23 protein-coding genes are annotated in these 23849 nt (G+C 64.6%); 9 read left to right on the top strand and 14 right to left on the bottom strand.

From position 1 onward, the window contains the following. Window positions 1-106 precede the first annotated feature (106 nt). The 6 genes from JQ566_RS10840 to JQ566_RS10815 all read right to left on the bottom strand — a co-directional run bounded on the left by JQ566_RS10840 (window position 107) and on the right by JQ566_RS10815 (window position 6888). The gene (locus tag JQ566_RS10840; protein ID WP_212372230.1) at window positions 107-1306 is read right to left on the bottom strand and encodes an ABC transporter substrate-binding protein; all 1200 of its coding nucleotides are present in this window, start codon (window positions 1304-1306) and stop codon (window positions 107-109) included. Window positions 1307-1378: 72 nt separating this feature from the next. After that, a complete protein-coding gene (locus JQ566_RS10835) occupies window positions 1379-3217 on the bottom strand; it encodes an AMP-dependent synthetase/ligase (protein WP_212372229.1) in 1839 nt (612 codons plus the stop codon). Window positions 3218-3308: 91 nt separating this feature from the next. Next, on the bottom strand, window positions 3309-4097 hold the full coding sequence (locus tag JQ566_RS10830; protein WP_100232260.1) for an ABC transporter ATP-binding protein: 789 nt from the start codon (window positions 4095-4097) through the stop codon (window positions 3309-3311). 3 nt (window positions 4098-4100) lie between these two features. Then, window positions 4101-4859, bottom strand: a complete 759-nt coding sequence (locus tag JQ566_RS10825) for an ABC transporter ATP-binding protein (RefSeq protein WP_212372228.1) — start codon at window positions 4857-4859, stop codon at window positions 4101-4103. After that, window positions 4856-6007, bottom strand: a complete 1152-nt coding sequence (locus tag JQ566_RS10820) for a branched-chain amino acid ABC transporter permease (RefSeq protein WP_212372227.1) — start codon at window positions 6005-6007, stop codon at window positions 4856-4858. The genes JQ566_RS10825 and JQ566_RS10820 overlap by 4 nt, the downstream gene beginning before the upstream one ends. 5 nt (window positions 6008-6012) lie before the next feature. Further along, window positions 6013-6888, bottom strand: a complete 876-nt coding sequence (locus JQ566_RS10815) for a branched-chain amino acid ABC transporter permease (protein WP_100232257.1) — start codon at window positions 6886-6888, stop codon at window positions 6013-6015. Between the two features lie 273 nt (window positions 6889-7161). On the opposite strand from JQ566_RS10815, the gene JQ566_RS10810 reads away from it, so the two are divergent. From JQ566_RS10810 to JQ566_RS10785, 6 genes are all read left to right on the top strand, one after another. Next, window positions 7162-7911, top strand: a complete 750-nt coding sequence (locus tag JQ566_RS10810) for an ABC transporter ATP-binding protein (RefSeq protein WP_212372226.1) — start codon at window positions 7162-7164, stop codon at window positions 7909-7911. Continuing rightward, window positions 7908-9434 (top strand): permease, encoded by a 1527-nt coding sequence (locus tag JQ566_RS10805; RefSeq protein ID WP_212372225.1) that lies wholly within the window; start codon window positions 7908-7910, stop codon window positions 9432-9434. The genes JQ566_RS10810 and JQ566_RS10805 overlap by 4 nt, the downstream gene beginning before the upstream one ends. A gap of 83 nt (window positions 9435-9517) precedes the next feature. Continuing rightward, a complete protein-coding gene (locus JQ566_RS10800) occupies window positions 9518-9772 on the top strand; it encodes an AbrB/MazE/SpoVT family DNA-binding domain-containing protein (RefSeq protein ID WP_122405874.1) in 255 nt (84 codons plus the stop codon). Beyond that, the gene (locus JQ566_RS10795) at window positions 9769-10173 is read left to right on the top strand and encodes a type II toxin-antitoxin system VapC family toxin (RefSeq protein ID WP_212372224.1); all 405 of its coding nucleotides are present in this window, start codon (window positions 9769-9771) and stop codon (window positions 10171-10173) included. The genes JQ566_RS10800 and JQ566_RS10795 overlap by 4 nt, the downstream gene beginning before the upstream one ends. Before the next feature lie 59 nt (window positions 10174-10232). Further along, window positions 10233-11045 carry an MBL fold metallo-hydrolase gene (locus tag JQ566_RS10790; protein WP_212372223.1) on the top strand — a complete coding sequence of 271 codons (813 nt, stop codon included), beginning with the start codon at window positions 10233-10235 and terminating at the stop codon, window positions 11043-11045. A 65-nt stretch (window positions 11046-11110) separates the two neighbouring features. Continuing rightward, window positions 11111-11632, top strand: a complete 522-nt coding sequence (locus JQ566_RS10785; protein WP_212372629.1) for a hypothetical protein — start codon at window positions 11111-11113, stop codon at window positions 11630-11632. A gap of 107 nt (window positions 11633-11739) precedes the next feature. On the opposite strand, the gene JQ566_RS10780 is transcribed toward JQ566_RS10785, so the two are convergent. Next, window positions 11740-12195 carry a cupin domain-containing protein gene (locus tag JQ566_RS10780; RefSeq protein ID WP_212372222.1) on the bottom strand — a complete coding sequence of 152 codons (456 nt, stop codon included), beginning with the start codon at window positions 12193-12195 and terminating at the stop codon, window positions 11740-11742. A gap of 236 nt (window positions 12196-12431) precedes the next feature. Here JQ566_RS10780 and JQ566_RS10775 point away from each other — a divergent pair, with 236 nt between their 5' ends. After that, window positions 12432-12986 carry a hypothetical protein gene (locus JQ566_RS10775; protein WP_212372221.1) on the top strand — a complete coding sequence of 185 codons (555 nt, stop codon included), beginning with the start codon at window positions 12432-12434 and terminating at the stop codon, window positions 12984-12986. Window positions 12987-13118: 132 nt separating this feature from the next. Here JQ566_RS10775 and JQ566_RS10770 read toward each other — a convergent pair whose 3' ends face one another. Both JQ566_RS10770 and pcaB read right to left on the bottom strand, forming a co-directional pair. Beyond that, window positions 13119-14375 (bottom strand): aminopeptidase, encoded by a 1257-nt coding sequence (locus JQ566_RS10770; RefSeq protein ID WP_212372220.1) that lies wholly within the window; start codon window positions 14373-14375, stop codon window positions 13119-13121. A gap of 113 nt (window positions 14376-14488) precedes the next feature. After that, window positions 14489-15850, bottom strand: coding sequence for a 3-carboxy-cis,cis-muconate cycloisomerase (pcaB, locus tag JQ566_RS10765; RefSeq protein ID WP_212372219.1), 1362 nt, complete (start codon window positions 15848-15850; stop codon window positions 14489-14491). Between the two features lie 479 nt (window positions 15851-16329). Between pcaB and JQ566_RS10760 the strand changes: the two genes are divergently transcribed. Together JQ566_RS10760 and JQ566_RS10755 are read left to right on the top strand one after the other, a co-directional pair. Next, a complete protein-coding gene (locus tag JQ566_RS10760) occupies window positions 16330-17886 on the top strand; it encodes a winged helix-turn-helix domain-containing tetratricopeptide repeat protein (protein WP_212372218.1) in 1557 nt (518 codons plus the stop codon). Between the two features lie 121 nt (window positions 17887-18007). Beyond that, window positions 18008-19588 (top strand): GMC family oxidoreductase, encoded by a 1581-nt coding sequence (locus JQ566_RS10755; RefSeq protein ID WP_212372217.1) that lies wholly within the window; start codon window positions 18008-18010, stop codon window positions 19586-19588. A 3-nt stretch (window positions 19589-19591) separates the two neighbouring features. Here the strand turns inward: JQ566_RS10755 and JQ566_RS10750 are convergent, their stop codons facing one another. From JQ566_RS10750 to JQ566_RS10730, 5 genes are all read right to left on the bottom strand, one after another. After that, a complete protein-coding gene (locus JQ566_RS10750) occupies window positions 19592-20275 on the bottom strand; it encodes a hypothetical protein (RefSeq protein WP_212372216.1) in 684 nt (227 codons plus the stop codon). An 87-nt stretch (window positions 20276-20362) separates the two neighbouring features. Next, window positions 20363-21067, bottom strand: coding sequence for a hypothetical protein (locus JQ566_RS10745; protein ID WP_212372215.1), 705 nt, complete (start codon window positions 21065-21067; stop codon window positions 20363-20365). 132 nt (window positions 21068-21199) lie between these two features. Continuing rightward, window positions 21200-21448, bottom strand: a complete 249-nt coding sequence (locus JQ566_RS10740; RefSeq protein WP_212372214.1) for a hypothetical protein — start codon at window positions 21446-21448, stop codon at window positions 21200-21202. A gap of 99 nt (window positions 21449-21547) precedes the next feature. Then, a complete protein-coding gene (locus JQ566_RS10735; RefSeq protein ID WP_212372213.1) occupies window positions 21548-22531 on the bottom strand; it encodes an NAD(P)H-dependent flavin oxidoreductase in 984 nt (327 codons plus the stop codon). A 446-nt stretch (window positions 22532-22977) separates the two neighbouring features. Then, window positions 22978-23757, bottom strand: a complete 780-nt coding sequence (locus tag JQ566_RS10730; protein WP_212372212.1) for a thioesterase family protein — start codon at window positions 23755-23757, stop codon at window positions 22978-22980. Between the last annotated feature and the right edge of the window lie 92 nt (window positions 23758-23849).

Here is a 23849-nt window from a genome sequence, read left to right as displayed (position 1 = left end):
CTCCGCAAAGACGGTGAAGGATGGACTCGCGGAGACTCCCCCTCACCCGGAATTTGCTCCCGCAAATTCCGGCCTCTCCCCGCACGCGGGGAGAGGCAAAGAAGCATCAAAACATCAGATTGTCCTTGACCAGCACCCAGCGGCCGCCCCTGACCTGCTGCACCTGGGTGATGGTGTTGGCGAGATGGTTGGTCTTGGAGAACGTCGTCGGCGGCGAGTTGAAGATGTCGAGGAACTTGTCGCCCGACTCGAGCGCGTCGAGCATCTTCTGCCCGGTCAGGTCCTTGCCCGCCTTCTGCGCATAGAAGGCGAAGGTCATCACCGCATTGTAGCCGATGATGGCCTGCGTATTGGCATCGGTGTTGAACGTCTTCTTGTAGTTGACGAGCCAATCCTTGACCTTGTCCTTGGCCGTGTCCTCGTAGGGAATCTCGAAGCCGCTGGCGGCGTAGAGACCTTCGACGGCTTCCTTGCCGAGGGCGGGCACTTCCATCACGTTGGTCGGCGTGGCACCAAGGAAAGTGACGTCCCAGCCGAGCTTCTTGGCTTCGGACATCGCGCCAATCGTTTCGCGGATCACGGTGCCGAGCACGACGAGGTCGCAGCCGTCGGACTTCATCTTGGCTACTTGTGCGCTGAAGTCGGAGGCGCCGCGCTTAAAGCTCGTGGCCGAGGCCGGCTGGAGCTTCATCGCCTCGAGTTGCTGGGTGAAACCGTCGAGCACGTTTTTACCGTACTCGTCGTCCTGATACATGATGCAGGGCTTCTTCGGGCTTTTGATCTCCACCATGTATTTGAGCGCAGCGCGGGTACTCTCGACGTAAGGAACGAGATTGGCGAACTTCAGCCGCTCCTGCGGCTTGTTGGGATCTAACTTGAAGGTAAATTCAGCCGAACTCAGGGGAAACAGCTGCAGCACGCCGGCATCGAACAGCACATCCTGGGCGGCGAGCACGGTCGGCGACCCCATCGGGCCGATCATTGCGAAGATCTTGTCGCGTTCGATCATCTTCTGCGATGCCAGCACCGCCTTCTTCGGATCGTAGCCGCTATCCTCGAGGACCATCTTGATCTTGCGGCCGTTGATGCCGCCGGCGGCGTTGATCTCCTCGACCGCCATCTTCATCCCGTTGGAGACCGACACGCCCCAGCCCTTGACCGGACCCGACAGGTCCTGATGGGTGCCGATGACGATCTCGGTTGCCGAGATGCCTTCATTGGTGACCTTGGTTTGCGCGACGGCCGGCAGACAACTGAGCGCGATAGCGCCCATAGCAAGGCCGAACGCGTTGAACGACTTCGACATTGACGTCTCCTCTCCTTGGGGCCCGTATTGTGCGAAGGGCGGGGCCATCGCTCCCTCGCTTTTTCAAATGACTCACGCCACCGCACGCTCGCGATACATTGCGTCGATCTCGGCGGCGTAGCGCTTGTTCACGAAGCCGCGCTTCAGCTTCATGGTCGGCGTCAGCTCCTCGTCCTCCGGGGTGAGCTGGCGCTCGATCAGATAGAACCTCTTGATGGTCTCGACCCGGGCAAAATTGCCGTTGACCTGTTCGATCTCGCGCCCGATCAGGTCCTGAATCTCCTTCGCCCGGCACAGGCTCGCATAATTGGTGAAGGGGATGTCGTGGTCCTGGGCGAACTTCTCGACGTTTTCCTGGTCGATCATCACGAGGCAGGTGAGATAGGGCCGCTTGTCGCCGATCACGACCGCGTCCGAGATGTAGGGCGAGAACTTGAGCTGGTTCTCGATCTCGGACGGCGTGATGTTCTTGCCGCCGGAGGTAATGATGATGTCCTTCATCCGCTCGGTGATGCGGACGAAGCCCTCATTGTCGATGGTGCCGACGTCGCCGGTGTGCAGCCAGCCGCGGGAATCGATCGTCTCCGCGGTCTTCTCCGGCTGGTTCAGGTAGCCCATGAACAGGAACTCGCCCTTGATCAGGATCTCGCCGTCGGGCGACAGCGCGACCTCGCCCCAGGGCACCGCGGTGCCGACCGAGCCGAGCTTGATCCTGTCCGCGGGCATCATGGTGGCGACCCCGCAGTTCTCGGTCTGGCCGTAGACCTCGTGCATGTCGATGCCGAGCGCCAGATACCAGCGGATCAGCTCCGGTGCGATCGGAGCCGCACCGGTGAACGCGGTGCGGCAGCGGTCGAGCCCTATCATGCGGCGAATGTTTCTGAACGCGACCAGGTAAGCGATGCGGTTGGCGATGCGCAGAGACAGCGGTGGCGCCCTGCCCTCCATCCGGCAATCGACCATGCGATAGCCGATGCCGATGGCGCGGCGGTATACCCATTGCTGCAGCGGCGTCGCATCCTTCAGCGCGATGGTGATGGCGGAATAGAACTTTTCCCAGACGCGCGGCACCGCCAGAAAGGCGGTCGGCTGCACCTCGCGCAGATTGTCCGGCACGGTTTCCGGGCTCTCGGCAAAATTCATCACCGAGCCGAGCGCGACTGAGATGTAGTAGCCGCCGATGCGCTCTGCGACGTGGCAGAGCGGCAGGAAGACCAGCCGGTCTTCGTCCTCTTGTGCCGGGATGAAGTCATTGGCGTGCCGCATCTGGTGGGTGACGCTGCGGTTGGCATGCATCGCGCCCTTGGGCGGACCGGTCGTGCCGGACGTATAGACGAGAATCGCGAGATCGCCGGCGCTGCGGCTGTCGATCATCTCCTGCCACAGCGCTTCGCGGCCGACCATGTGGTTGCGGCCGAGCGCGCAAAACTCGTCGAGCGACATCACCATGTCGTCGGAGAAGCCGCCGAGGCCCTCCATGTCGAACACGATGATCTTCTGCAGGGAGGGGCAGCGCGCGCGGCAGGTGAGTATCTTGTCGAGCTGCTCCTCGTCCTCGGCGAAGATCACCTTCGTGCGGGAGTCGTTGACGAGATACTCGACCTGGGACGAGGAATCGGTCGGATAGATTCCGGAGGAGACGCCGCCGGCGCACAATATTCCCATGTCGGCGTGGACCCATTCGGGCACGGCATTGGCGATGATGGAGGCGACGTCGCCGGGCATGAAGCCGACGGCGCGAAGCGCGTAGGCGATCTCCTTCGAGATCTCCAGCCATTGGCGCCAGCTCGTCGGTTGCCAGATGCCGAATTTCTTCTCGCGGATCGCCGGCCTGTCGCCCCGCGTCTCGGCGGCGCGCAAGAAGCTCTTCGCGATCGTATCAGCGACCGTCAGCACCGCCGGTCGGGCCATGCGCCTCTCCTCCCTGTCGCCTGCCTCCGCTGCCTGCCTTGCCGGCGGTCCATGTTGCGGATGGCAGGCTCATCTTACCGCCAGCTCTTCCTCACCGCCACGTCTTCTTCTTTTTCCAGCGCCGCTCGCCGCGCGCGCCCGCTTCCTTGGCGCCGAGGTAGAATTCCTGGATATCCTGGGAATGCATCAAGCGGTCGCAGCTGTCGTTCATCACGATCCGGCCGATCTCCAGGACATAGCCGTAATGGGCCGTCTCCAGCGCCACCTTGGCGTTCTGCTCGACCAAGAGGATCGACATGCCCTGCTCCTCGTTGACCCGTCGGATGATGGTGAAGATCTCCTTCACCAGCAGTGGCGACAGGCCGAGCGAGGGCTCGTCGAGCAGCAGCAGCGTCGGCCGGTTCATCAGCGCGCGCCCGATCGCCAGCATCTGCTGCTCGCCGCCGGAGAGCTGGCCGGCCGGCTGGTTGATGCGCTCCTTCAGGCGCGGGAAATAGCCGTAGACGCGCTCCAGATCCTCCGCGACGCCGTCGCGGTCCTTGCGCGGATAGGCGCCCATCATCAGGTTCTCACGCACGGAGAGGAACGGGAATACCTCGCGCCCCTCCGGCACGTGGCTGAGGCCGAGCCGCACGATCCGGTCAGCCTCCATGCGCTGGATCGGCTTGCCCAGAAACTCGATGGTCCCCTTCTGCGGATCGAGAATGCCCGAGATGGTCTTCAGCACCGTGGTCTTGCCGGCCCCGTTGGCCCCGAGCAGCGTGACGATGCGGCCTCGCGGCACTTCCAGCGAGATGCCCCGGATCGCCATGATCGGCCCGTAATAGCTCTCGATGTTGGAGAGCTTCAGGATGATGTCCGGGGTCGCCGCGGCGTCCATGCGTCAGGCTCCCAGATATGCGGCGACGACGTCGGGGTGCTGCTGCACCTCGGCGGGTGAGCCCATCGCCAGCACACGACCATAGTTCAGCGCGATGACGCGGTCGGAGACGCGGTTGACCAGCGACATGTCGTGCTCGACCATCAATACGGTGACGCCGAGCTCGCTCTTCATGTCGCGGATCCAGAACGACATGTCGTCGGTCTCCTCGACATTGAGGCCGGAGGACGGTTCGTCGAGCAGGATCAGCTTCGGCTCCGAGCACAGCGCGCGCGCCAGCTCGATCACCTTGCGCACGCCGTAAGGCAGGCCCGAGATCAGCTTGTCGCGATAGGGTTCGAGATCGAGGAATTCGATGACCTGCTCGACCCTGCGGCGGTGCACCTTCTCGTTGGCGCGCACGCTCGGCAGGAACAGCAGCTCCTGCCAGAGCCGGGTGGTCGAATGGCGATGGCGGCCGACCAGAAGGTTCGAAAGCACGGTCGCGTTCTCGAACAGCTCGATGTTCTGGAAGGTGCGGGCGATGCCGAGCTTTGCGATGTCGTAAGGCGGCTGCTCTGTGATGTCCTGGTCCTCGAAGAAGATGCGGCCCGAGGTCGGCCGGTAGATCCGCGAGATCAGGTTGAAGATCGAGCTCTTGCCGGCACCGTTCGGCCCGATGATCGAGAGGGTCTCGCCCTTCTCCACCGCGAACGACACCGCATCGACGGCCTTGAGGCCGCCGAAATGCAGCGACAGGTTCTCGGCGCGGAAATAGCTCATCGGTTGCGCTCCGACTTCACGTAGATCTTCTGCCGCTTGAAGGTGGCGCGCTTGTAGAGCGGAAACAGCTGGAAGAAGAGTTTTATCTTCAGCCAGCGGCCGTAGAGCCCGAGCGGCTCGAACAGCACGAACAGCACGATGATGATGCCGTAGATCGCGCCCTTCAGGCCGTTGAGCGAGGCGAAGGCCGCGACGTTCGACTGGATATTGCCCACAGTCGCCGAGCTCGCCCCGAATGCCGCGGCAATGCCGGCGATGATGCCGGGCATGTCGTCCTTGAGATAGGTCAGGAACGGATCGATCATCACGATGAAGATCGCGCCCAGCACCGCGCCGTGCAGGCTGAATGTGCCGCCGATCAGGATCACGATGATGAACTCGATCGAGAGCTGGAGCGTGAACATCTCCGGCGAGATGAAGGAGAGCTTGTGCGCGAACAGGACGCCGGCAAGGCCGGTGATCGCCGCCGAGATCGCGAACGACTTGACCTTGTAGAGCGCGACGTTGACGCCCATGCTGCGCGCCGCTGTCTCGGAGTCGCGGATCGCGACGAAGGCGCGGCCCGTCGGCGAGCGCAGCAGATTGAGCGTGCCGACGATGGTCAGCACCAGCACGGCAAGACAGAGGTAATAGAAGGTCGGGCTGTCGCGCGGCACGGCGACGCCGAGCAGCGACAGCGTCTTGACCCGCATGCCCTCATTGCCGTTGGTGACGCTTTCCCACCGCGCCAGAATCTCCTCGACGATCAGGGCAAAGGAGATGGTGGCGATGACGAGGTAGATGCCGGTGAGGCGCAGGGCGGGAAAGCCGACCATCGCGCCGATGATGCCGGTCAACAGCCCGGCGGCGAGGAAGTAGACCGGGAACGGCACGTTGTATTTCTGCAAATACGCCGCGGTGTAGGCCCCGATCGCGAGGAACGCGGCATGCCCGAGCGAGGCCTGGCCGGTGAAGCCGGTCAGGATCAGCAGCGCCACGCCGACGATTGCGTAGATGCAGACGAAGACGAGCTGGCTCATCAGGTAGCTGGAGAGCACATGGGGCGCGATCAGCAGGAGCGCGAGCAGGACGCCATAGGTGACGACGTAGCCCGAATGCGGGAACAGCTTGATGTCGTCCTCGTAGTCGGTCTTGAACAGGAAGCGCATGGCGTTCAGACCTTCTTGCGGACGTGAAGGCCGAATAGGCCTTCGGGCTTCAGCAGCAGGACCGTGAGCAGCACGACGTAGGGCGCGACGTCCTTCCAGCCCTCGGGCAGGTAGAATCCGGCCATGCTCTCGATCACGCCGATCAGGACGCCGCCGACCACCGCGCCCGGGATCGAGCCGAAGCCGCCGAGCACGGCGGCGGGAAAGGCCTTGAGGCCGAGCACGAGGCCGACATTGGAGTGGATGAAGGTGATCGGCGCCAGCAGCACGCCGGCGCAGGTCGCGACCGCCGCGCTGATCGCCCAGACGACCGACACCACGCGCTTGACCGGAATGCCCATGTAGTAGGCCGCCAGCATGTTCTCGGAGCTGGCGCGCATCGCGGTGCCGAGCATGGTCTTGTTGAAGAACAGCCAGAGCAGCGTGCACAGGATCATCGTCGCCGCGATCACGGAGAGCTTGTCGTAGGCGAGCACCAGCGAGCCCATGCGCAGCACGCCCTGGCTGAACGGCGTCTCGATCTTCAGATCGTCGGTGCCCCAGATCATGCCGGCGATCGAGCGCAGGAAATAGCCGAGGCCGATCGTCGCCATGATGATCGAGAACTGCGGGTAGCCGAGGATCGGCCGCACCACCACGCGCTCGGCCAGCATGCCGAACAGCGCCATCGCGGCCACTGCACCGGCAAAGCCGATCCAGTAGTTCAGGCCCATCATGCCGATGAAGGTGAAGGCGAAGAAGCCGCCCAGCATCATCAGATCGCCCTGGGCGAAGTTGACGACCTCGGTGGCCTTGTAGACGAGCACGAAGCCGAGCGCGATCAGGCCGTAAACGCAGCCGAGCGCAACACCGCTGACCAGCTGCTGAACGAAATCCAGCATCGCCGCGCATCCTCCCGACGCAACCGGCGGTTCTTTTGGCCGCCTTGCCGCATCTTGTGTCCAGTCGCTACGCAGTCGTTTCGCTGCGTTGGCGCCATTTGTCCGGAATCAATTCAGCCTGAACGCCCGCGCGCTGTCAACAAACGGTGACTTGTCGGGGTGCCTTGCCTTTAGTCCAATCCGGATCGCGGAATTTGCGGCAGTGCGATTCACCGTGCCGAAACATCTTCGGGTCATGGTCTCGGGCGATGCAAACCGGATGGTGTGGCCGTCATGAAGCCGGACAACTCGGCCCTGGAAGTCCGAGGGTTAACGAAGCGTTTTGACCGTGTGGCGGTCGACAGTCTCGATCTCACCATTCACGCCGGCGAATTCTATGCGCTGGTCGGCCCCAACGGCGCCGGCAAGACCACGACTTTGCGCATGGTTGCAGGCCTGCTCAGGCCCGATGCGGGCGCTGTCTCGATCTTCGGCATCGATGCGCTGGCAGACCCCGTCGCCGCCAAGCAGGTGATGGCCTGGGTCTCCGACGAGCCCATGATCTACGACAAGCTGACCCCGCTCGAATATCTCGAATTCGTCGCCGGGCTCTGGGGCATCGCTCCGTCGGCTTCGGAGCCGGTCGCGCAAGAGCTGCTCGGCTCGCTCGGGCTCGAGGCGCACCGGCACGAGCGCTGCGAGGGCTTTTCCAAGGGCATGCGCCAGAAGGTCGCTCTCGCCGGGGCGCTGGTGCACGATCCCCGTCTCATCATCCTCGACGAACCGCTGACGGGGCTCGATGCCGTCTCCGCCCGCCACGTCAAGGGCCTGCTCAGCGCGCGCGTCCGCGCCGGCTGCACCGTCATCATGACCACGCATATTCTCGAGGTCGCCGAGCGCATGGCCGACCGCATCGGCGTGATCGCCTCTGGTCGCCTGGTCGCGGAAGGCACGCTCGCCGAGCTGCGCCAGCAGAATGGCCATGCCGACACCAGCCTGGAAGATCTCTTCATTGCGCTGGTGACGCTTCAGGCCGCGGCATGAGCTCGGCGACCGCGCTCTCCTGGTTTGCCCGCCACGAGCTGCGGCTCGCCTGGCGCGAATGGTTCGTCATGATGACGGGCGGCCGGCGCAAGCGTACGCGCGCGGCAATGATCGGCCTCTTCTGCTTCGCCGCGCTGCTGCACCTGCCGGCCTGGGCGGTGATCGGCCGCTTCGCCGACCTGCACCTCCCGCTCGACAAATCCTCGCTGATCGTGATTTCGGCGACGATCTTTCTCGCCTGGACCTTGATGCTGTCGCAGGCGATCGAATCGGTGACGCGGGTATTCTACGCCCGCGCCGACCTCGACCTGATCATGTCCTCGCCGGCGACGCTGGCCAATTTGTTCTCGGTCCGCATCGCCGCGATCGCGCTGACCGTCACCCTGCTCGCGCTGCTGTTCTCGACGCCTTTCATCGACGTTCTCGTGATCGGCGGCGGCGCGCGCTGGCTCGCCGCCTTCGGCGTCGTCATTGCGATGGGCCTGTCGGCCGCGGCGATCGCCATCGCCGTCACCATTCTCCTGTTCCGGTTGATCGGCCCGGCGCGAACCCGCCTGATCGCCCAGATCCTCGCCGCGATCATCGGCGCGGGTTTCGTGATCGCGCTTCAGGTCGCCGCGATCATGTCCTACGGCACGCTGTCGCGCTTCACCATCCTGACCTCGGGGAACCTTGCCGCCTACGCGCCTGATATCGACAGCATCTGGTGGTGGCCGGCGCGGGCGACCATGGGCGACAGCGAGGCGCTGCTGCTGCTTCTCGCGCTCGCTCTGGTGCTGCTCGGAAGCGTGATGGCGATCTTCTCGCACCGCTTCGCCGACACCGCGATCGATGCGGCGGCGTACGGCACGTCCGGGCGCGTCCGTGCCAAGGAGCGCCCGTTCCGCGGCGGATCGCGCCCGCAGGCGCTGCGGCGCAAGGAGTTCATGCTGCTGTGGCGCGATCCCTGGCTGATCTCGCAGACATTGATGCAGCTGCTCTATCTGGTGCCGCCGGCGCTTCTGCTCTGGCGCAACTTTGCCGACAGCTCGGCGGCGCTGACGCTGATCACACCTGTGATCGTGATGGCGGCCGGACAGCTTGCCGGCGGGCTCGCCTGGCTGACGATCTCGGGGGAGGATGCTCCCGATCTCGTCGCCACCGCGCCGCTGACGTCATCCAGCGTCATCCGCGCCAAGATCGAGGTGGTGCTGATCGCGATCGCGGTCATCTTCTGCCCACTGGTCGGAGCGCTGGCCTTGGCCTCGCCGTTCCAGGCCGCGGTGAGTGCCGGAGCGATCATCGTCAGCGCGGCCTCGGCGACCGCGATCCAGCTCTGGTTCCGGGTGCAGGCAAGGCGCAGCCAATTCCGCCGCCGCCAGACGTCTTCGCGGCTTGCAACCTTCGCCGAGGCCTTCTCCTCGATCGGCTGGGCCGCAAGTGCGGCGCTGCTGCTCGCCCTGCCGCTGGCCGGCCTCATCAGCGGCCTGATCACCGCGAGCCTCGTCGCCCTGACCTGGAAGTTCAGCCCCAGGCGGGAGTGAGAGCGGGAGTGGGGGGCTCCCCGCCTCACTTGAAAGTAAGGCTAAATCGCCTTACTTATCGGGAAGCAAGGATTGAGGCTCCGATGAGTACGCTCACTGTCACGGCAAAGGGGCAGGTTACGCTCCGGAAGGATCTCCTGGAACACCTCGGTGTACATCCGGGCGACAAGATCTCGATAGAAAAACTTCCTGGGGGACGAGTTGAGGTGAAAGCCGCTCGACCAACCGGAAAGATTTCGGATGCCTTCGGCTTCCTGAAAGGGAAAACGAACAATCGATCACTGTCGATCGAGGAAATGAACGAGGTCATTGCTGACGCGTGGGCCGGTAAGCGATGAAGATAACACCCGATACCAATGTCCTGGTGCGGGTTCTGGTCGAAGATCATGCCGAACAGAGCAAGGTGGCCGAAGCCCTTCTCAAGAAGGCAGACCTCATAGCCATTTCGATCCCCGCATTATGCGAGCTGACCTGGGTTCTCTCTCGAGGCTACAAGACTTCGGCTGCCGATATCGCGGCTTCGATCCGGCACTTAATCAATGCCTCCAATACGGTTGTTGACCGGCCCGCAGCCGAGGCCGGATTGGCGTTCCTCGATGCCGGGGGTGATTTCGCCGATGGTGTCATCGCCCACGAGGGCAACTGGCTTGGAGCCGATACCTTCGTCTCTTTCGACAAGAGGGCCGTGAAACTGACCGAGGCAAGCGGCGGATTGGCGCGGTTGGCAGGCGGCACATGACGCAAGGATAATTCGTCGATACACTCAGCAGGTCGTTGATGAGCTGCGGACGGTTCTTCATGTCTCGACTATGGCTGGCGGCTTTGGCGTTCCTCGGCTGGCTGCTGACCCCTGCCCTCGCCCAGCAGCCACAGCGCAGCGAATGCCTGGCGATGGCCAATGCGGCGCCGCGGGTCATACCGGTCGTCTTCAGGCAGGCGGCAGCTGCGGCCGAGGTCGAGATCACCTATGCCGGCCACTCCACCTATTTCATCGACACGCCCGCCGGCTTGCGCATCGCGACCGACTATAGCGGCGCATACCAGGTGGGTCGGCTGCCCGATGTCGTCACCATGAACCGGGCGCACAGCACGCACTATTCTTTATACCCCGACAAACGAATTCCCCATGTGCTGCATGGCTGGGCCGACGACGGCAAGCCGGCGATCGTGTCGCAGCGTATCAGCGACACCTTCATCCGCAACGTCACGACCGACATCCGCCGCTATTACGGCGACGATGCCGGCAGCGACATGATCCGCGACGGCAATTCCATCTTCATCTTCGAGGCGGCCGGCCTCTGCATCGGCCATCTCGGCCACCTTCACCACAAGCTGGACGACAGCCATTTTGCCCAGATCGGGCGGCTCGACATCGTGATGGTGCCGATCGACGGCACCTATACCATGTCACTGGACGGCATTTCCGAGATCACCAAGCGGCTGCGCGCCTCGGTGGTGCTGCCGATGCACCGCTTCGCCACCCCGCTCGACGACTTCATGCGCCGGATCGGCCAGCAGTTCGAGATCGACCGTCGCTTCGAGCGCTCGTTCCGGATGTCGCGGGATACGCTGCCGACGAAGCCGACGGTCATCATCCTCGACGGGGTCTGAGGCGCAATTTTCTCCAAGCCGGCTGTCGGCCTTTGGTGCTGATCTCCCCGCGACAGGAGATCGACATGACAGATTTTGCGCGATTATTGCACGCGGACGGACCAAACCCAGAGCATGCGGAGGCGCTTCAGCTTTACGGCCGCTTCGTCGGCGACTGGGACGCCGAGATCACGGCACATGCGCCTGATGGCGCCAGGCACACGGCGGTTGGCGAAATCCATTTCGGCTGGGTGCTGGAAGGCCGTGCGGTGCAGGACGTCTGGATCATTCCCCGGCCGGCGGGCAGCGCGGCCTTTCCGATCGCCGGCAATTGGTATGGCACGACGCTGCGCGTCTACGATCCGGCCATGGATGCGTGGCGGATTTCCTGGTTCGATCCGGGCCGCCGCGTGTTCCGGCAGCAGATCGGGCGTCCGCGTGGAAACGACATCGTGCAGGAAGGCACGACCGAATCCGGCGAGTTGACGCGTTGGAGCTTTACCGGGATCGGCAATGACTCTTTCCACTGGCTTGGCGAAGCCAAGTCCGCAGCAGCGCGGGATTGGCAGCTGATGGTGGAGGTCAGAGCGCGACGGCGCAAGCCATGAACATCGTCAGGCCATGATATCGAAACGAGAAGAGGGGCCGGGATGTTGATCCCGACCCCTCTTCGTCGTGGCCGCTGGGAAGCGTCCTTGAAACCTTATTGTCCGCTTTAGCCGGCGCCCATCAGCGAGGCCGGACGGCGCTCGCCGGTCAAGGCGAACATCTTCTTCAGCTTGTTGACGACGCGGATCAGGAATCCGATCATCACCGGATTGGTCTTGCGGCAGAAGGCGATCTTCTTGACGTGGCCTTCGACATGCCATTTGGCATGCGCGCCGTCGCGGAAGAAAATGACGTCGCCGGGGCCGTAGCGCTTGGGCGCGAGCCCATCGCTTTCGAGCACGATCGATCCTTCCATGATCATGATCGTCTCGTCGATGTCGTAGTACCAGTTGAAGCGGCCCTCGGTGCAGTGCCAGATGATCGTCTGCGCGGTGCCGTCGGCGCTGGTCGACAGGACGCGGGAGCGCGATACCGGATTGCCCTCTATGATCCAGGATGGCTCGATCGGCCGCAGCTCGAGATCCACATTGCAACTACCGATTTCAATCAATGCGCGCGACATCTGCTTCCCCAGAAGATATAATATGAATGGCCGGGTCTCGGCCCGGATTGCTTCGAAAGAAGTTGGGACGCTAGTAGCCGGTTTTTAATTCTTTCTTACGCAGAGCTCGACAATCAGCCCCAAGTTGCAGCTGCGAAACGGTTAACGTCACGATTTCCCTGCGAATTCGCACACATGAACCGATCTCTTCCGGGGTGCGACAAAGTGCGCGAAAGTATTGGGAAGGAGCCGCACCGATGCCCCTCACGCCCGAGGTTCTGACAGCCAACAGCGAGGTCGTCGCCCTGCTCCGCAGCCTCGACGTCTCCTTCGCGCCGGACGAGGAGCCCTGGTTCACCATCGACGGCATCGAAAGCCCGCGGCACATCGGCAGTGACGGCTCCGGCAGCGCGTTCGTGCTTCTGCCGTCGCAGCATGTGCTCTACGTCTCATCGGAGGGCCGCGCTGGCGTCATCGCGGAGAGCCTCGAGGCATTCATCCAGCTCGTCGTCGCCCGCCCTTATTGGCGCGACATCCTCAAATTCTCCGCGGGCGGCGACCTTGCCGAAATGCGGCGCGCGGCGGATGCGCTGGAGGCGACGCTCGACGACGAGGATGAGGTCAATGAGGCTCGCGAAGACATCCGCGGCGCGCTCGACCTGCCGGAGACGAATGATCCCGTTGCCGCGCTCTACGAGGCGGTGGCTGCTTCCGACGCCATCGTGCGGGCCACCGATGGCAGCCCGTTCACGACGCTGTTCAACCGCTTCAGCATCGACAACAACCCGATGCTGCGCAACGCGGCGGCGTGAGAGCGCGCTGGACGCTAACACTTGGAAATTATGTATTTGCGCCGTCATGGCCGGGCTTGTCCCGGCCATCCACGCCTTGCGCCACAAAGAACGTGGATGCCCGGGACAAGCCCGGGCATGACGAGTAGCGCGTTACTTCGCCCACTCGCCCTTGCGGAACACGGGCACCTTGCTGCCGTCGGCCAAAATGCCGTCGATGTCGGTCTCGGCCGAGCCGATCATCCAGTCGATATGGATCAGGCTCTGGTTGCCGCCTTGCGCCGCGATCTGCTGCGGCGTGAGCTGGGCGCCGTTGACGAAGCATTTCGAATAGCACTGGCCGAGCGCAATGTGAGACGCTGCGTTCTCGTCGAACAGCGTGTTGTAGAACAACAGGCCGCTCTGCGAGATCGGCGAGGAATGCGGCACCAGCGCCACCTCGCCGAGGCGCCGAGCGCCCTCGTCGGTGTCGAGCACCTTGTTCAGCACCTCGGCGCCGCGCGAGGCCTTTGCGTCGACGATCTTGCCGTCCTCGAAGCGCACCGCGATGTTGTCGATCAGCGTGCCCTGATAGGACAGCGGCTTCGAGCTCACGACATGGCCGTAGACGCGGCGGCAATGCGGGGTGGTGAAGACCTCTTCGGTCGGAATATTGGCGTTGCAGCTGATGCCGTTCTTGGACAGCGAGGCCCCGCCTTCCCATTCGTGGCCGTCGGCAAGGCCGATGGTGAGGTCGGTGCCCGGACCCGAGTATTGCAGCGCGCGAAAGCGCTGGCCGTTGAGCCAGTTGGTGCGCTCGCGCAGCACCGCATTGTGGCTCGCCCAATTGCCGATCGCGTCCTCGCGATCGACGCGGGACGCGGCGAAGATCGCATCCGCGAGCTTGCCGACCGCGACGTCCTCGGGATCGTCAGGGAACACCAGCCTCGCCCAGGACGGGCTCGGATAGGCGATGATGTTCCAGTTGGTGTCGAAATTGACGATCTTCTCCAGCGCGGGCTGATAGGCCATCGAATTCGCCTTGCTGGCGCGTGCCACTTTCGATGGATCCTCGCCCGACAGCAACATCGGGTTGTCGCCGACGATGGCGAGCCGTGCGGTGTTGTCCGAGAACGCCTTGGCCATGCCCTCGTAAAGCCAGCCGGCGGCACGATCGAAACTGTTGTCGTGGCCGTGGCGGTAGCGCGCCAGCGTCATCTCCTCGTCCGACAGGATCGGCGTCACGAGGCCCGCGCCGGCCTTGTAGGCATGCACGGCGATCCGCCGCACCAGCGGCAGTGCAATCGCGGGCGCGGTCAAGAGCAGGTCCTGTCCCGGCCGCAAGCCCAGGCCCACCTTCACCGCCACCTCGGCCAGCCGGTCGAGCTTCGCGGGATCGACGGGAGTGGAAGTATTGCGTTGATCAGTCATGCCGGGCCCTCTGCCGAAAGTCTCTCGCTCAATCTAAGTCTAGCATCGCAAGACACAAGTGTGCGAGCGTCTTGCGATGCACGAAAGATACGCAGTTTCACCCATTTTGGTTTTCAACGCGTTGCCGATTTCAGCACCCGGTCGACCATGGCCGGTGCAAGCCCGAGGTAATTTTTCGGTGAGGTGAGCGCCTCGATTGTGGCGCGGTCGATGCGGCTCGATATCCGTGAATCCAAGGACAGCGCATCAGCAAGGCTCATTCCCTTCTCGTTGGCGTGGCGGCAGGCGTCATAGACGACGTCATGCGCCTCCTGCCGGCCGATCTGCGGCGCGAGCCCCATCATGACCGCTTCGGCCACAATCAGGCCGCGGCTGATGGCGAGATTGTCGTTCATCTTCGCCTCGTCCACGATGAGGCCCGCGAGCGCGAACTTCGCCTGGTGCAGCGCGCCGGCGGTCAGCACGAAGCTTTCGGGGATCGCCATCCATTCGGCGTGCCAGGGACCGGTGGCACGCTCGAAATCCTGCACCATGGCGTCGAGCATCAGGCCGGCATGCTGGCGCACCGCCTTGGATGCCGCAAGCATCAGTTCCGATGAAATCGGGTTGCGCTTCTGCGGCATGGTCGAGGAGGCCCCGCGCCCCTTGACGAAGGGCTCGTAGACCTCGGCGAACTCGGTCGAGGCCATGATCATGATGTCGAGCGCGATCTTGCCGAGCGAGCCGGTGACGAGGGCGAGGAAGTTCACACCTTCCGCAAAGCCGTCGCGCGCGACGTGCCAGGTCGAGGCGGGAACGCCGAGCTTCAGCTCGGCGCAGAGCGCCTCCTGCACCTCGAATCCCTTGTCGCCAAGCGAGGCCAGCGTGCCGGCAGCGCCGGCGAACTGGCCCACCAGCACGCGCGGCTTCAGCTGCGCCAGCCGCTCGGCGTGGCGATCGAACATCGCGAGCCAGATCGCGGTCTTGTAGCCGAAGGTCACCGGCAGCGCCTGCTGGAGATGGGTTCGGCCCGCCATCGCCGTGTCGCGATGGCGCTTCGACAGATCAGCCAGGATCTTGCGCAGCTCGGCGATGTCGCGTTCGATGATCTCGAGCGCGGCGCGCAGTTGCAGCACCAAGGCGGTGTCCATGATGTCTTGCGTGGTGGCACCCCAATGCACGTAGCGGCCGGCCTCGCCGCACTGCTTCACCATCTGATGCACCAAAGGAAGGATCGGATAGCCGACGACGTCGGTCTCCTGCCTGAGCAGATCGAAATCCAGTGCGGCAACGTCGGTCAGCGCCGCGATCGCTGCGGCCGCCTCGTGTGGGATCACGCCGCACTTCGCCTCCGCCTTCGCCAGCGCCACCTCGACCTCGGCATAGCGCGCGACCGTCGCGACGTCGGAGAACACCTCGCGCATCTCAGGCGTGCCGAAGGCATCGCGGAACAGCATGGAGTCGAGCACGGTGGTGGACGCGGGGAAAGCAGGCATGGGCGTTTCTTCGTGGCTGGCGTTTTGTGTGGCGCTAGCTTACGCAGGCCGCACAGCTCGGCAATGGACATTCGCAGTTTCGCCATACATTCGTCCCGCCCGACAAGCGTCGCGCCATCGCCCGTCATCCCCGCGCAACCGCGAAGCGGTTGTCGCTGGAGGTGCCGAAGCGAAGCGGAGGCCTCGAAGGATGGACGGCCCGGCTGCATCGTGGCCGTTCATCCTTCGAGGCTCCGCGTACGCTGCTTCGCAACCTACGCCTCGCACCTCAGAGGGTGACGGATTGATTGCGGTGGCAGATCTCGGCGACCCCCGACCGCAACATTCCAGCTGCGGTTGTATTCCCGCCCGAAAACGGCATGGCTGCCATCACGCGATTGCGATGAACCAAGCGCCCCCTTCGGCAGACACACGATTTTCGACCCAAATTTCATTTTGTTTGTTTGCCCCGATTTCGCAATGAGGCCTGAGTTTTCGACGTGCAGTTTCTGTTCCGGGACCACCTTCTCGACACCGACCTGCGCGAGCTGAGCCGCGAGCAGGTTCCCGTTGCCGTGGAGCCGCAGGTTTTCGATCTCGTCGTCCACCTCATGCAGAACCGCGACCGGGTGGTCAGCAAGGACGAGCTGATCGACAAGATCTGGCACGGGCGCAGCGTCTCCGAATCCACCCTGACCAGCCGGATCAACGCGGCGCGCAAGGCGATCGGCGACGATGGAGCGAGCCAGGCGCTGATCCGCACCATCACCCGCAAGGGTTTTCGCTTCGTCGGCGATGTCCAGACACAACACGGCGCGGTTCTGCCGGAGCCGGTCCGTATCGCCCAGCCTCAGGCAGCCTTCGCGCTGTCCGAGCGGCCCGCGATCGCCGTGCTGCCCTTCACCAATATGAGCGGCGAGGCCGAGCAGGATTATTTCTCCGACGGCATCAGCGAGGACATCATCACCGCACTGTCGAAGCTGCGCTGGTTCTTCGTCGTCGCGCGCAACTCCTCCTTCGTCTACAAGGGCCGCGCCGTGCACATCCACGAGGTCGCGCGGGAGCTCGGGGTGCGCTACGTGGTCGAAGGCAGCGTGCGGCGAAGCGGCGAGCGGGTGCGCATCTCGGCCCAGCTCAACGACGTCTCGACCGGCAGCCATCTCTGGGCCGAACGCTACGACCGAGAGCTCGCCGATATCTTCGCCGTGCAGGACGAGATCACCGAGGCGATCGTCGCCGCCATCGAGCCGCAGCTCTATGCCGCCGAAAGCTTCCGGGCCCAGCAGAAGCCGCCGGGCAGCCTGGATGCATGGGACCTCGTGATGCGCGCGCTGTCGCATTACTGGCGCATCACCCGCGAGGATACTGCCGCCGCACAAAAGCTGCTGGAAGAAGCCGTCGCGGTCGATCCCGCCTATGGCAAGGCGCTGGGCCTGCTCGCGACCAGCCATATCTTCGGCGCTCATATGGGCTGGACCGACATGGCCGCGACCGTGCCGGTCGCAGAACGCGCGGCGCTCGCGGCCGTGGAGGCCGATCGCGAGGATGCCTGGGCCCATCACGGCCTTGCCTACACCTATCTGTTCCGCCGCCGCTTCGACGACGCGCTGGCCGAATTCGAATTGGCCTTGACGCTCAATCCGAATTTCGCGATGGCGCACGCCTTCCACGGCGTGACGCTGTGCTATGCCGGACGATGGCAGGATGGCGATGCCGCCGCCCGCCGCGCGCTGCGGCTGAGCCCGCGCGACCCGCTCGCGGCGATCTATTGCGGGGTTGCGGCCTACGCAAGGTTCGTCGGCCACGACTACGAAGGCGCCGTGCAGATGGCACGAGAATCGATGCGCCAGCGCGGAGATTTCGTCGGCGCGCACCGCGTGCTGACGGCCGCCGCCGGCATGCTCGGCGATCCGGCACTCGCGGCGTCCGCTCTGGACGGCCTGCGCCGCGCCCAGCCAGAGGTTTCGCTTGCCTGGATCACGCGCGAGCTGCCGATGCTGCGGGAAGAGGATCGTGCGCATTACCTCCAAGGCTTGCGCCGTGCGGGCATGAAGTAAAGCGCGATACTGACGGCATACCCTCCCCTTGTGGATCGGGAGAGGAATTGCAGTGTGCCGATCCGCAAAGCACGAATCTTGCAGGCACTCCGCGACGTGAATGTTCGCGGAGCGCTCGTCAATGTACGACACGATCATCGTGGGCGCCGGCTCGGCCGGCTGTGTGCTGGCCAACCGGTTGTCGGCCGATCCAAATCGCAAGGTTCTGGTGCTGGAGGCCGGTCGCGCTGCCCCGCCCGCCTCGGACATTCCGTCCGACTGGCCGACGATGTTCAATACGGCGGTCGATTGGGGGTTTCATACCGAGCCGCAAGCAGGCTGCCGGGGACGGCGCATCTTCTGGCCGCGCGGCAAGATGGTCGGCGGCTCCGGCGCGATGAATGCGATGATCTATATCCGCGGCCTGCCGTCGGATTACGACGGATGGGCGCGGGCGGGCTGCGCAGGCTGGTCCTGGAGCGACGTGCTGCCGAAATTCATCGCCTTCGAGAACAATGCCCGCTTCGCCGACGATCCCTTCCACGGCACCAGCGGCCCGCTGCACGTCGCCGACGTGCCTTTCGTCGATCCCAACGAATTGAAATGGCTGGAGGCAGCCCAGGCCGCGGGGCTTTCGCACAACCCCGATTTCAACGGCGCCACCCAGGAAGGCGCCGGCTTCTTCCAGTTCGTCATCAGGGACGGCGAACGCTTCGGCACCGGCAAGGCCTATCTGCGCCCGGCGCTGGCGCGTCCCAATCTCGTCATGAAGACCGGCGCACGCGTCACTCGCATCATCATCGAGCGCGGCCGCGCGATCGGCGTCGCCTATCTCGACAATGGGCAACTGAAGAGCGCCTTCGCCACCAGCGAGATCGTGCTCGCCTCCGGCGCCATCGGCTCGGCACAACAACTCCTGCTGTCAGGCGTCGGCCCGGCTGACGAATTAAAGGCGGTCGGCGTCGACGTCCTGCATGACCTGCCCGGCGTCGGCAAGGATCTCCAGGACCACATCAACATTCCGATCACCTTCTACACGAAGGAGAGGATCGGCGTCGGAGCCTGGACCGACGAAAGTCTCGCGGCGAGCCTTGCAGAGTGGCAGGCGCACCGCAGCGGTCCGCGCACCTCGCCCTGGGTCGCCGCCGGCGCCCATGTGCGCAGCCGCCCCGAGGTCGAGCCCGATCTCCAGCTCTATGGCGCGATCAGCCCGCACCGCGACTATGTCCGCTTCCTGTCGTCCAAGCCGGGCATCACCCTGCATGCGACCTTGCAGCGGCCGAAGAGCCGCGGCGAGATCACGCTACGCTCGTCCGATCCGATCGAAGATCCCGCGATCGACCCCGGCTATTTCGCGTCGGACCCGAGCGGCATGGACATCGCGACCATGATCGAAGGCGTACGCGTCAACCGTCGCATCGCCGCGCAATCACCGCTCAAGGAGATGATCGAAACCGAGGTCACGCCGAGTGCCGAAGCGATCAGCGATGCCGAGATCGCCGACTATATCCGCGGCCATTGCACGACGCTCTATCATGCCGCCTCGACCTGCCGGATGGGCACGGACGATTTGGCCGTCGTCGATCCCAAGCGATTGCAGGTGCGCGGCATCGACGGTCTGCATGTCGCCGACGCCTCGGTGATACCGATCATGATCTCAGGCAATATCCAGACGCCGACGATCCTGATTGCCGAATGCGCCGCGGCGGCGATCCTGGGCTAGACGCTAATCGTCGTCAGGTCCGAACAACCGGATCTGGGGGAAGCCGCCGCGCGGCCGGCCCGCGTAATCGCGCGCATCGGAATCCTCGCGGATGTTGCGCGCGACGTCATCCCAATCGGTGCGGTCGCGCATGCCGTGCGGCTCGCGGAATTCATGGTGCCGGCGCTCGGCCCAGCGCTCGCGACGCTCGGCTCGGCGCCGTTCGGTCGCGGCGCGCTTCACGTCGGAATCCCTCGCCTTGGCATAGGCGTTATTCGACGAGGATGACGGCTCGGTCGAGGCCTGCTGCTCGGCGGGTTTTGCGGCCTGTGGCGACGATGTAGGGGCGGGCTTGGGCGGCTCGACGGCAGCGGCTTGCGAGGGCTGCGGCGCCGGCGGTCCGGCATTCGCCTGCGTGGTTTGCGTGTCAGGCTTTGCGGCTTCAGGCTTTGCTTCGGCCTGGGCGGGCGCAGCGATCATCGCGCCGAAGGCTTGCGAGCCGGTGAGATAGTTCACGCGCTCGGACGGCGCGTTCGTGGTCGCCGGCGTGGGAGCTTCCGTGCGCTGCGCCGCCTTGCTGGTGTCCGGGCCCTGCTTGGGCGCGACCGGATTCATGATGTTGCCTGCAACGATGCCGCCGCCGAGACCAATGGCGATGGCCGCGATGATGGTTCCGGCACCGACGAAATAGGCTGTCGAGGCACGCATTCATCCACTCCTCTTTTGGAGCGGGCAACGCGTGGGAATTACCAGATGTTCCTGATGGCCGCGGCTCCTCAAAGGGGGAACCGCGTATCAGATCTGCTGCGCGACCTTCTCGAGCCCGATGAGGCGAGCGAGCTTGCGCACTTCTTCCTTCTGGTCGTCACGGAGCTGGAACAACAGCGGCATCGCGGCCGACTTCAACTGCTGCACCTCGTCGCAATTCGGATCGATCTGCGCACTGGGCGGCGCGTTCGGATTCGACAGCTTGTTCGCCTGGATCTTGCGGGCGACGTTGCGCAGCGCGGTCTCGACCGAGGGCCAGTAATATTCCTGCGACGACGACAGTTTCAGGCGATCCCTGATGCCCGCGATCTGCACGTCGGACAGCAGCGAATAGGACTTCTGCGGCTGCGGCTTGGCGACGACCTTCGGCTTGGCCGGAACATCGACGGTTGGGACCTCGGTCGCCTCGTGCGCGCTTGCTTTCGGCATGGGGAAATCGGAGGGCGTGGCGGCGGCGAAGGCCTGGCGCAACGGCTCGGTCAGGACAGGCGCCTGCGCAAGCTTGTCGGCGGCCACCTGGACCGGCTCGATCGCGGCCGAGGCCAGCGCGAGCGTCGGAACCAGACGGTCGGCCTTGGCAGCGCGGTTGGTTGCGAGCGGCTTGGGCGGGGGCGTCTGGGCGATCATCTCGGCGCTGACGCTGGGCACGCTGTCGCGGCCGAGAATGGCGGTGGTGGCGGCGCCGAGGACGAGGAAACAGGTCAGCGCGACGATGGTGATGGCTTTGGACAAACGTCCCTCCGCGTCCGACTTCAAGTCCACGTGATCACTGCCCGGAAACTGGGCGATAATTAAGGCTTAACCGTGCCATCGCGGCGGCAATCGCGCGGACTGCGGCGACATCGCCCGGAAAGCCCAAGGAAATCAGGCCGCTGCCGCCAGATCATAGGCGTCCTGGATGTCGGCCACGATCTCCGAAGCCTCCCAGACCGCACGCGGCTCGACCGATTGCAGCGTCACCGTCCAGTTGCCGCCGCGGCGGGTCCGGGGGACGCTGAGGATGTCGAAACGAACGTTGCGGCACAGCGGGTGGCGGGCCAGGGCATGGGCGACGCGGACGCGGATCTCGTCCAGCGATGCCGCCGTCTTGGTGTTGAGAAAATCGAAGTCCATCGCCTGTCCCTCTCGGTCCTGATTGGCGGCCTTGAGAGGGATTCTTGGCGGGCGATGGTTAATCTGCCGTTAAGTGGGCCGGTCCGGAGGTATGCGGGATTAACTGTGACCGATGCGATCGCGCCCACCTGCCTCGCGGTATTCTGCGATCGTCCGTGCGACGAGATCATCGACCGCGAGCACATCGGTGACGCCCGACGTCGAGTGCCCGCCGCTCCAGATGTCGCGCCAGCGCTTGGGCCGGTTCTCGCGCGCGGCGACGTCGATGTCCTCAGCGATGTCGATCGCGCCGCGCGCCGGCAGGTCGTCTGGATCGAGACCCGCAGCGACGATCGACGGCTTCAGCATGCTGGTCTGGAGGCCCGTGAACGCGGTGGTGAGCAGGATGTCGTCGGCGCTGCTCTCGACCAGCATCCGCTTGTAGCGGTCATCCGCCATGCTCTCCCGCGTCGCAATGAACCTCGTGCCCATGTAGCCGAGATCGCAGCCTAGCACTTCCGCGGCCTGCAGCGCGCAGCCGTCACTGATGCCGCCCGCCAGCACGATGATGCCGTCGTAGAATGCGCGCACCGCACGGACGAAGGCGAACGGGTTGAGCCAGCCGGTCTGCCCGCCCGCACCCGCCGTGAGCAGCACCAGCCCGTCCGCGCCTGCTTCCGCCGCACGCTCGGCGTGCCGGATCGAGGCGACGTCCGCCAGCACCAGCGCACCGGCCTCATGCAACGGCTTCGCTACCTGCGCAGGCGAGCCGACGGACGTGATGACGATCTCCGGCTTGTGCCGCAGCAGCACGGCGAGATCCTGCGCGAGCCGCGCGTTGGAGCGGTGCACGATCAGGTTCGGGCAGAGCGGTGCTGCCATGCGGCCGGTCTGGTCTTCGTGCAGCCGCAGCCGCGTCTCGATCTCGGTGAGCCATACATCGAGTTGTTCCGCACCACGGCAGTTCGCGGTGGGAAAGCTGCCGATCACCCCATTGCGGCAGGCCGCGACCATGAGCTCGACGCCCGACACCAGAAACATCGGCGCCGCGATCAGCGGCAGAGCGAGACGATCGCGGAAGCGGTGCAGTCGATCCGATGGCATGCATGCCTCCCTCTCGCGGGCTTTGTCGTTTCCTCCCGCAGTCTCTGTGCTAGCGTCGTTCCCGGCTTGTGACAAAGGTACTGCGTGCGGGCTTCTGGACCGGGCGGGACTGGATGGTGGGGTAAATACTCCGGGATTCTACGGTGTAGTTGTGGCCCCGGCACCACAGCGCGCAACGGAGTGCGCGCCAGCGATGCCCACCCGATTGCCCGCGAATCAGGGAATCACCTAGACCGCTGACGGGGCTGGGAAGCGGAGTAAGACATGAGAGTCGCTTCCCTGGAAAGTGCAGTCGCCGCGGTTACGTTGATCACGGCTATCATCGTGGTGCTGTGGGAGATCAAGATCTTCTACGGTCTGTGAACTGGTAGGATGGCAAGCATCCCTTCCGCGGCGGCGGAAGTCTGCCGTTCAATCGGCTCCCGGCACGGCCATGTCGCCTGCCATCATGCTCGCCGTTTTTCGATCACAAGGCTCTGCACCGCGCGGCCGAAGTAACCTTGGCGGTCCGCCAGCCGTGACATCGCAAGGCCCGCGCCGTCGGGGCCGATCCAGGAGTCGCCGTCGAGCAGGATCCAGTCGCCCACCGGCTGGCGCGCAAAGCTCACGGTGAGGTCTGCGTTGATGTAGGTCCAGGCGCGGAAGTCGAGCGTCGAGGCGGTGCCGTTGGAGAAATCGGCAGCGACCACGGCGCGCATCGCCTGCGAGACCGCTTCACCTGCGATCAAGGGATGGTCGACGCGAAACCAGATCGCGCCGGCACCGGCCTGGCCGAAGCGGCCGCGCGCGGCGCGCATCGAGACCGATCGCACGAACGGGCTGGTGGCGGCATGACCGTCCTCCGCAACCGAGTCCTCCGGAGACGGCAGCGTGACCGGCAGCTCCTCGACGTCGTCGGGCAGGCTCAGCGCCTGGCGCCTGATCTTGAGCACGGTGGCGCCGACCACCTGAACGCCATCGGCGAGCAGCTTGATCTCGCAGAGCTGGATCTTGCGGCCCTCGCGCAGGACCTCGGTCGCGATCGTGAGCGGCGCGACCGGAACCGGGCGCATCAGATCGATCGTGACGCGCGCGATGTCCATCGCGACTGGCGTCGGAATGCGTTCGGCCGCCCACGTCACCAGCGAAGCCGGTGCCGAGCCGTGCTGCATGCGCCGGTCCCATGGACCGGCCGCATCCGGACTGGTGACCACGCTGTTGCCGTCGACGCGGTAGATGGGGGACATCGTTTCAATCAGTCTCAGTTGACGTTCCCCGGACGCTGCGCAGCGCCATTAGCGCGTTTACGCGCGTCTTTGACGCGCTATGGCGGTGCGCT

This window comes from Bradyrhizobium sp. SZCCT0231 (genome assembly GCF_018130245.1).
Taxonomy (GTDB): Bacteria; Pseudomonadota; Alphaproteobacteria; order Rhizobiales; family Xanthobacteraceae; genus Bradyrhizobium; species Bradyrhizobium japonicum_F.
Note: the sequence above shows the minus strand (reverse complement) of the source record. Positions and strands in the feature narration are given on the sequence as shown.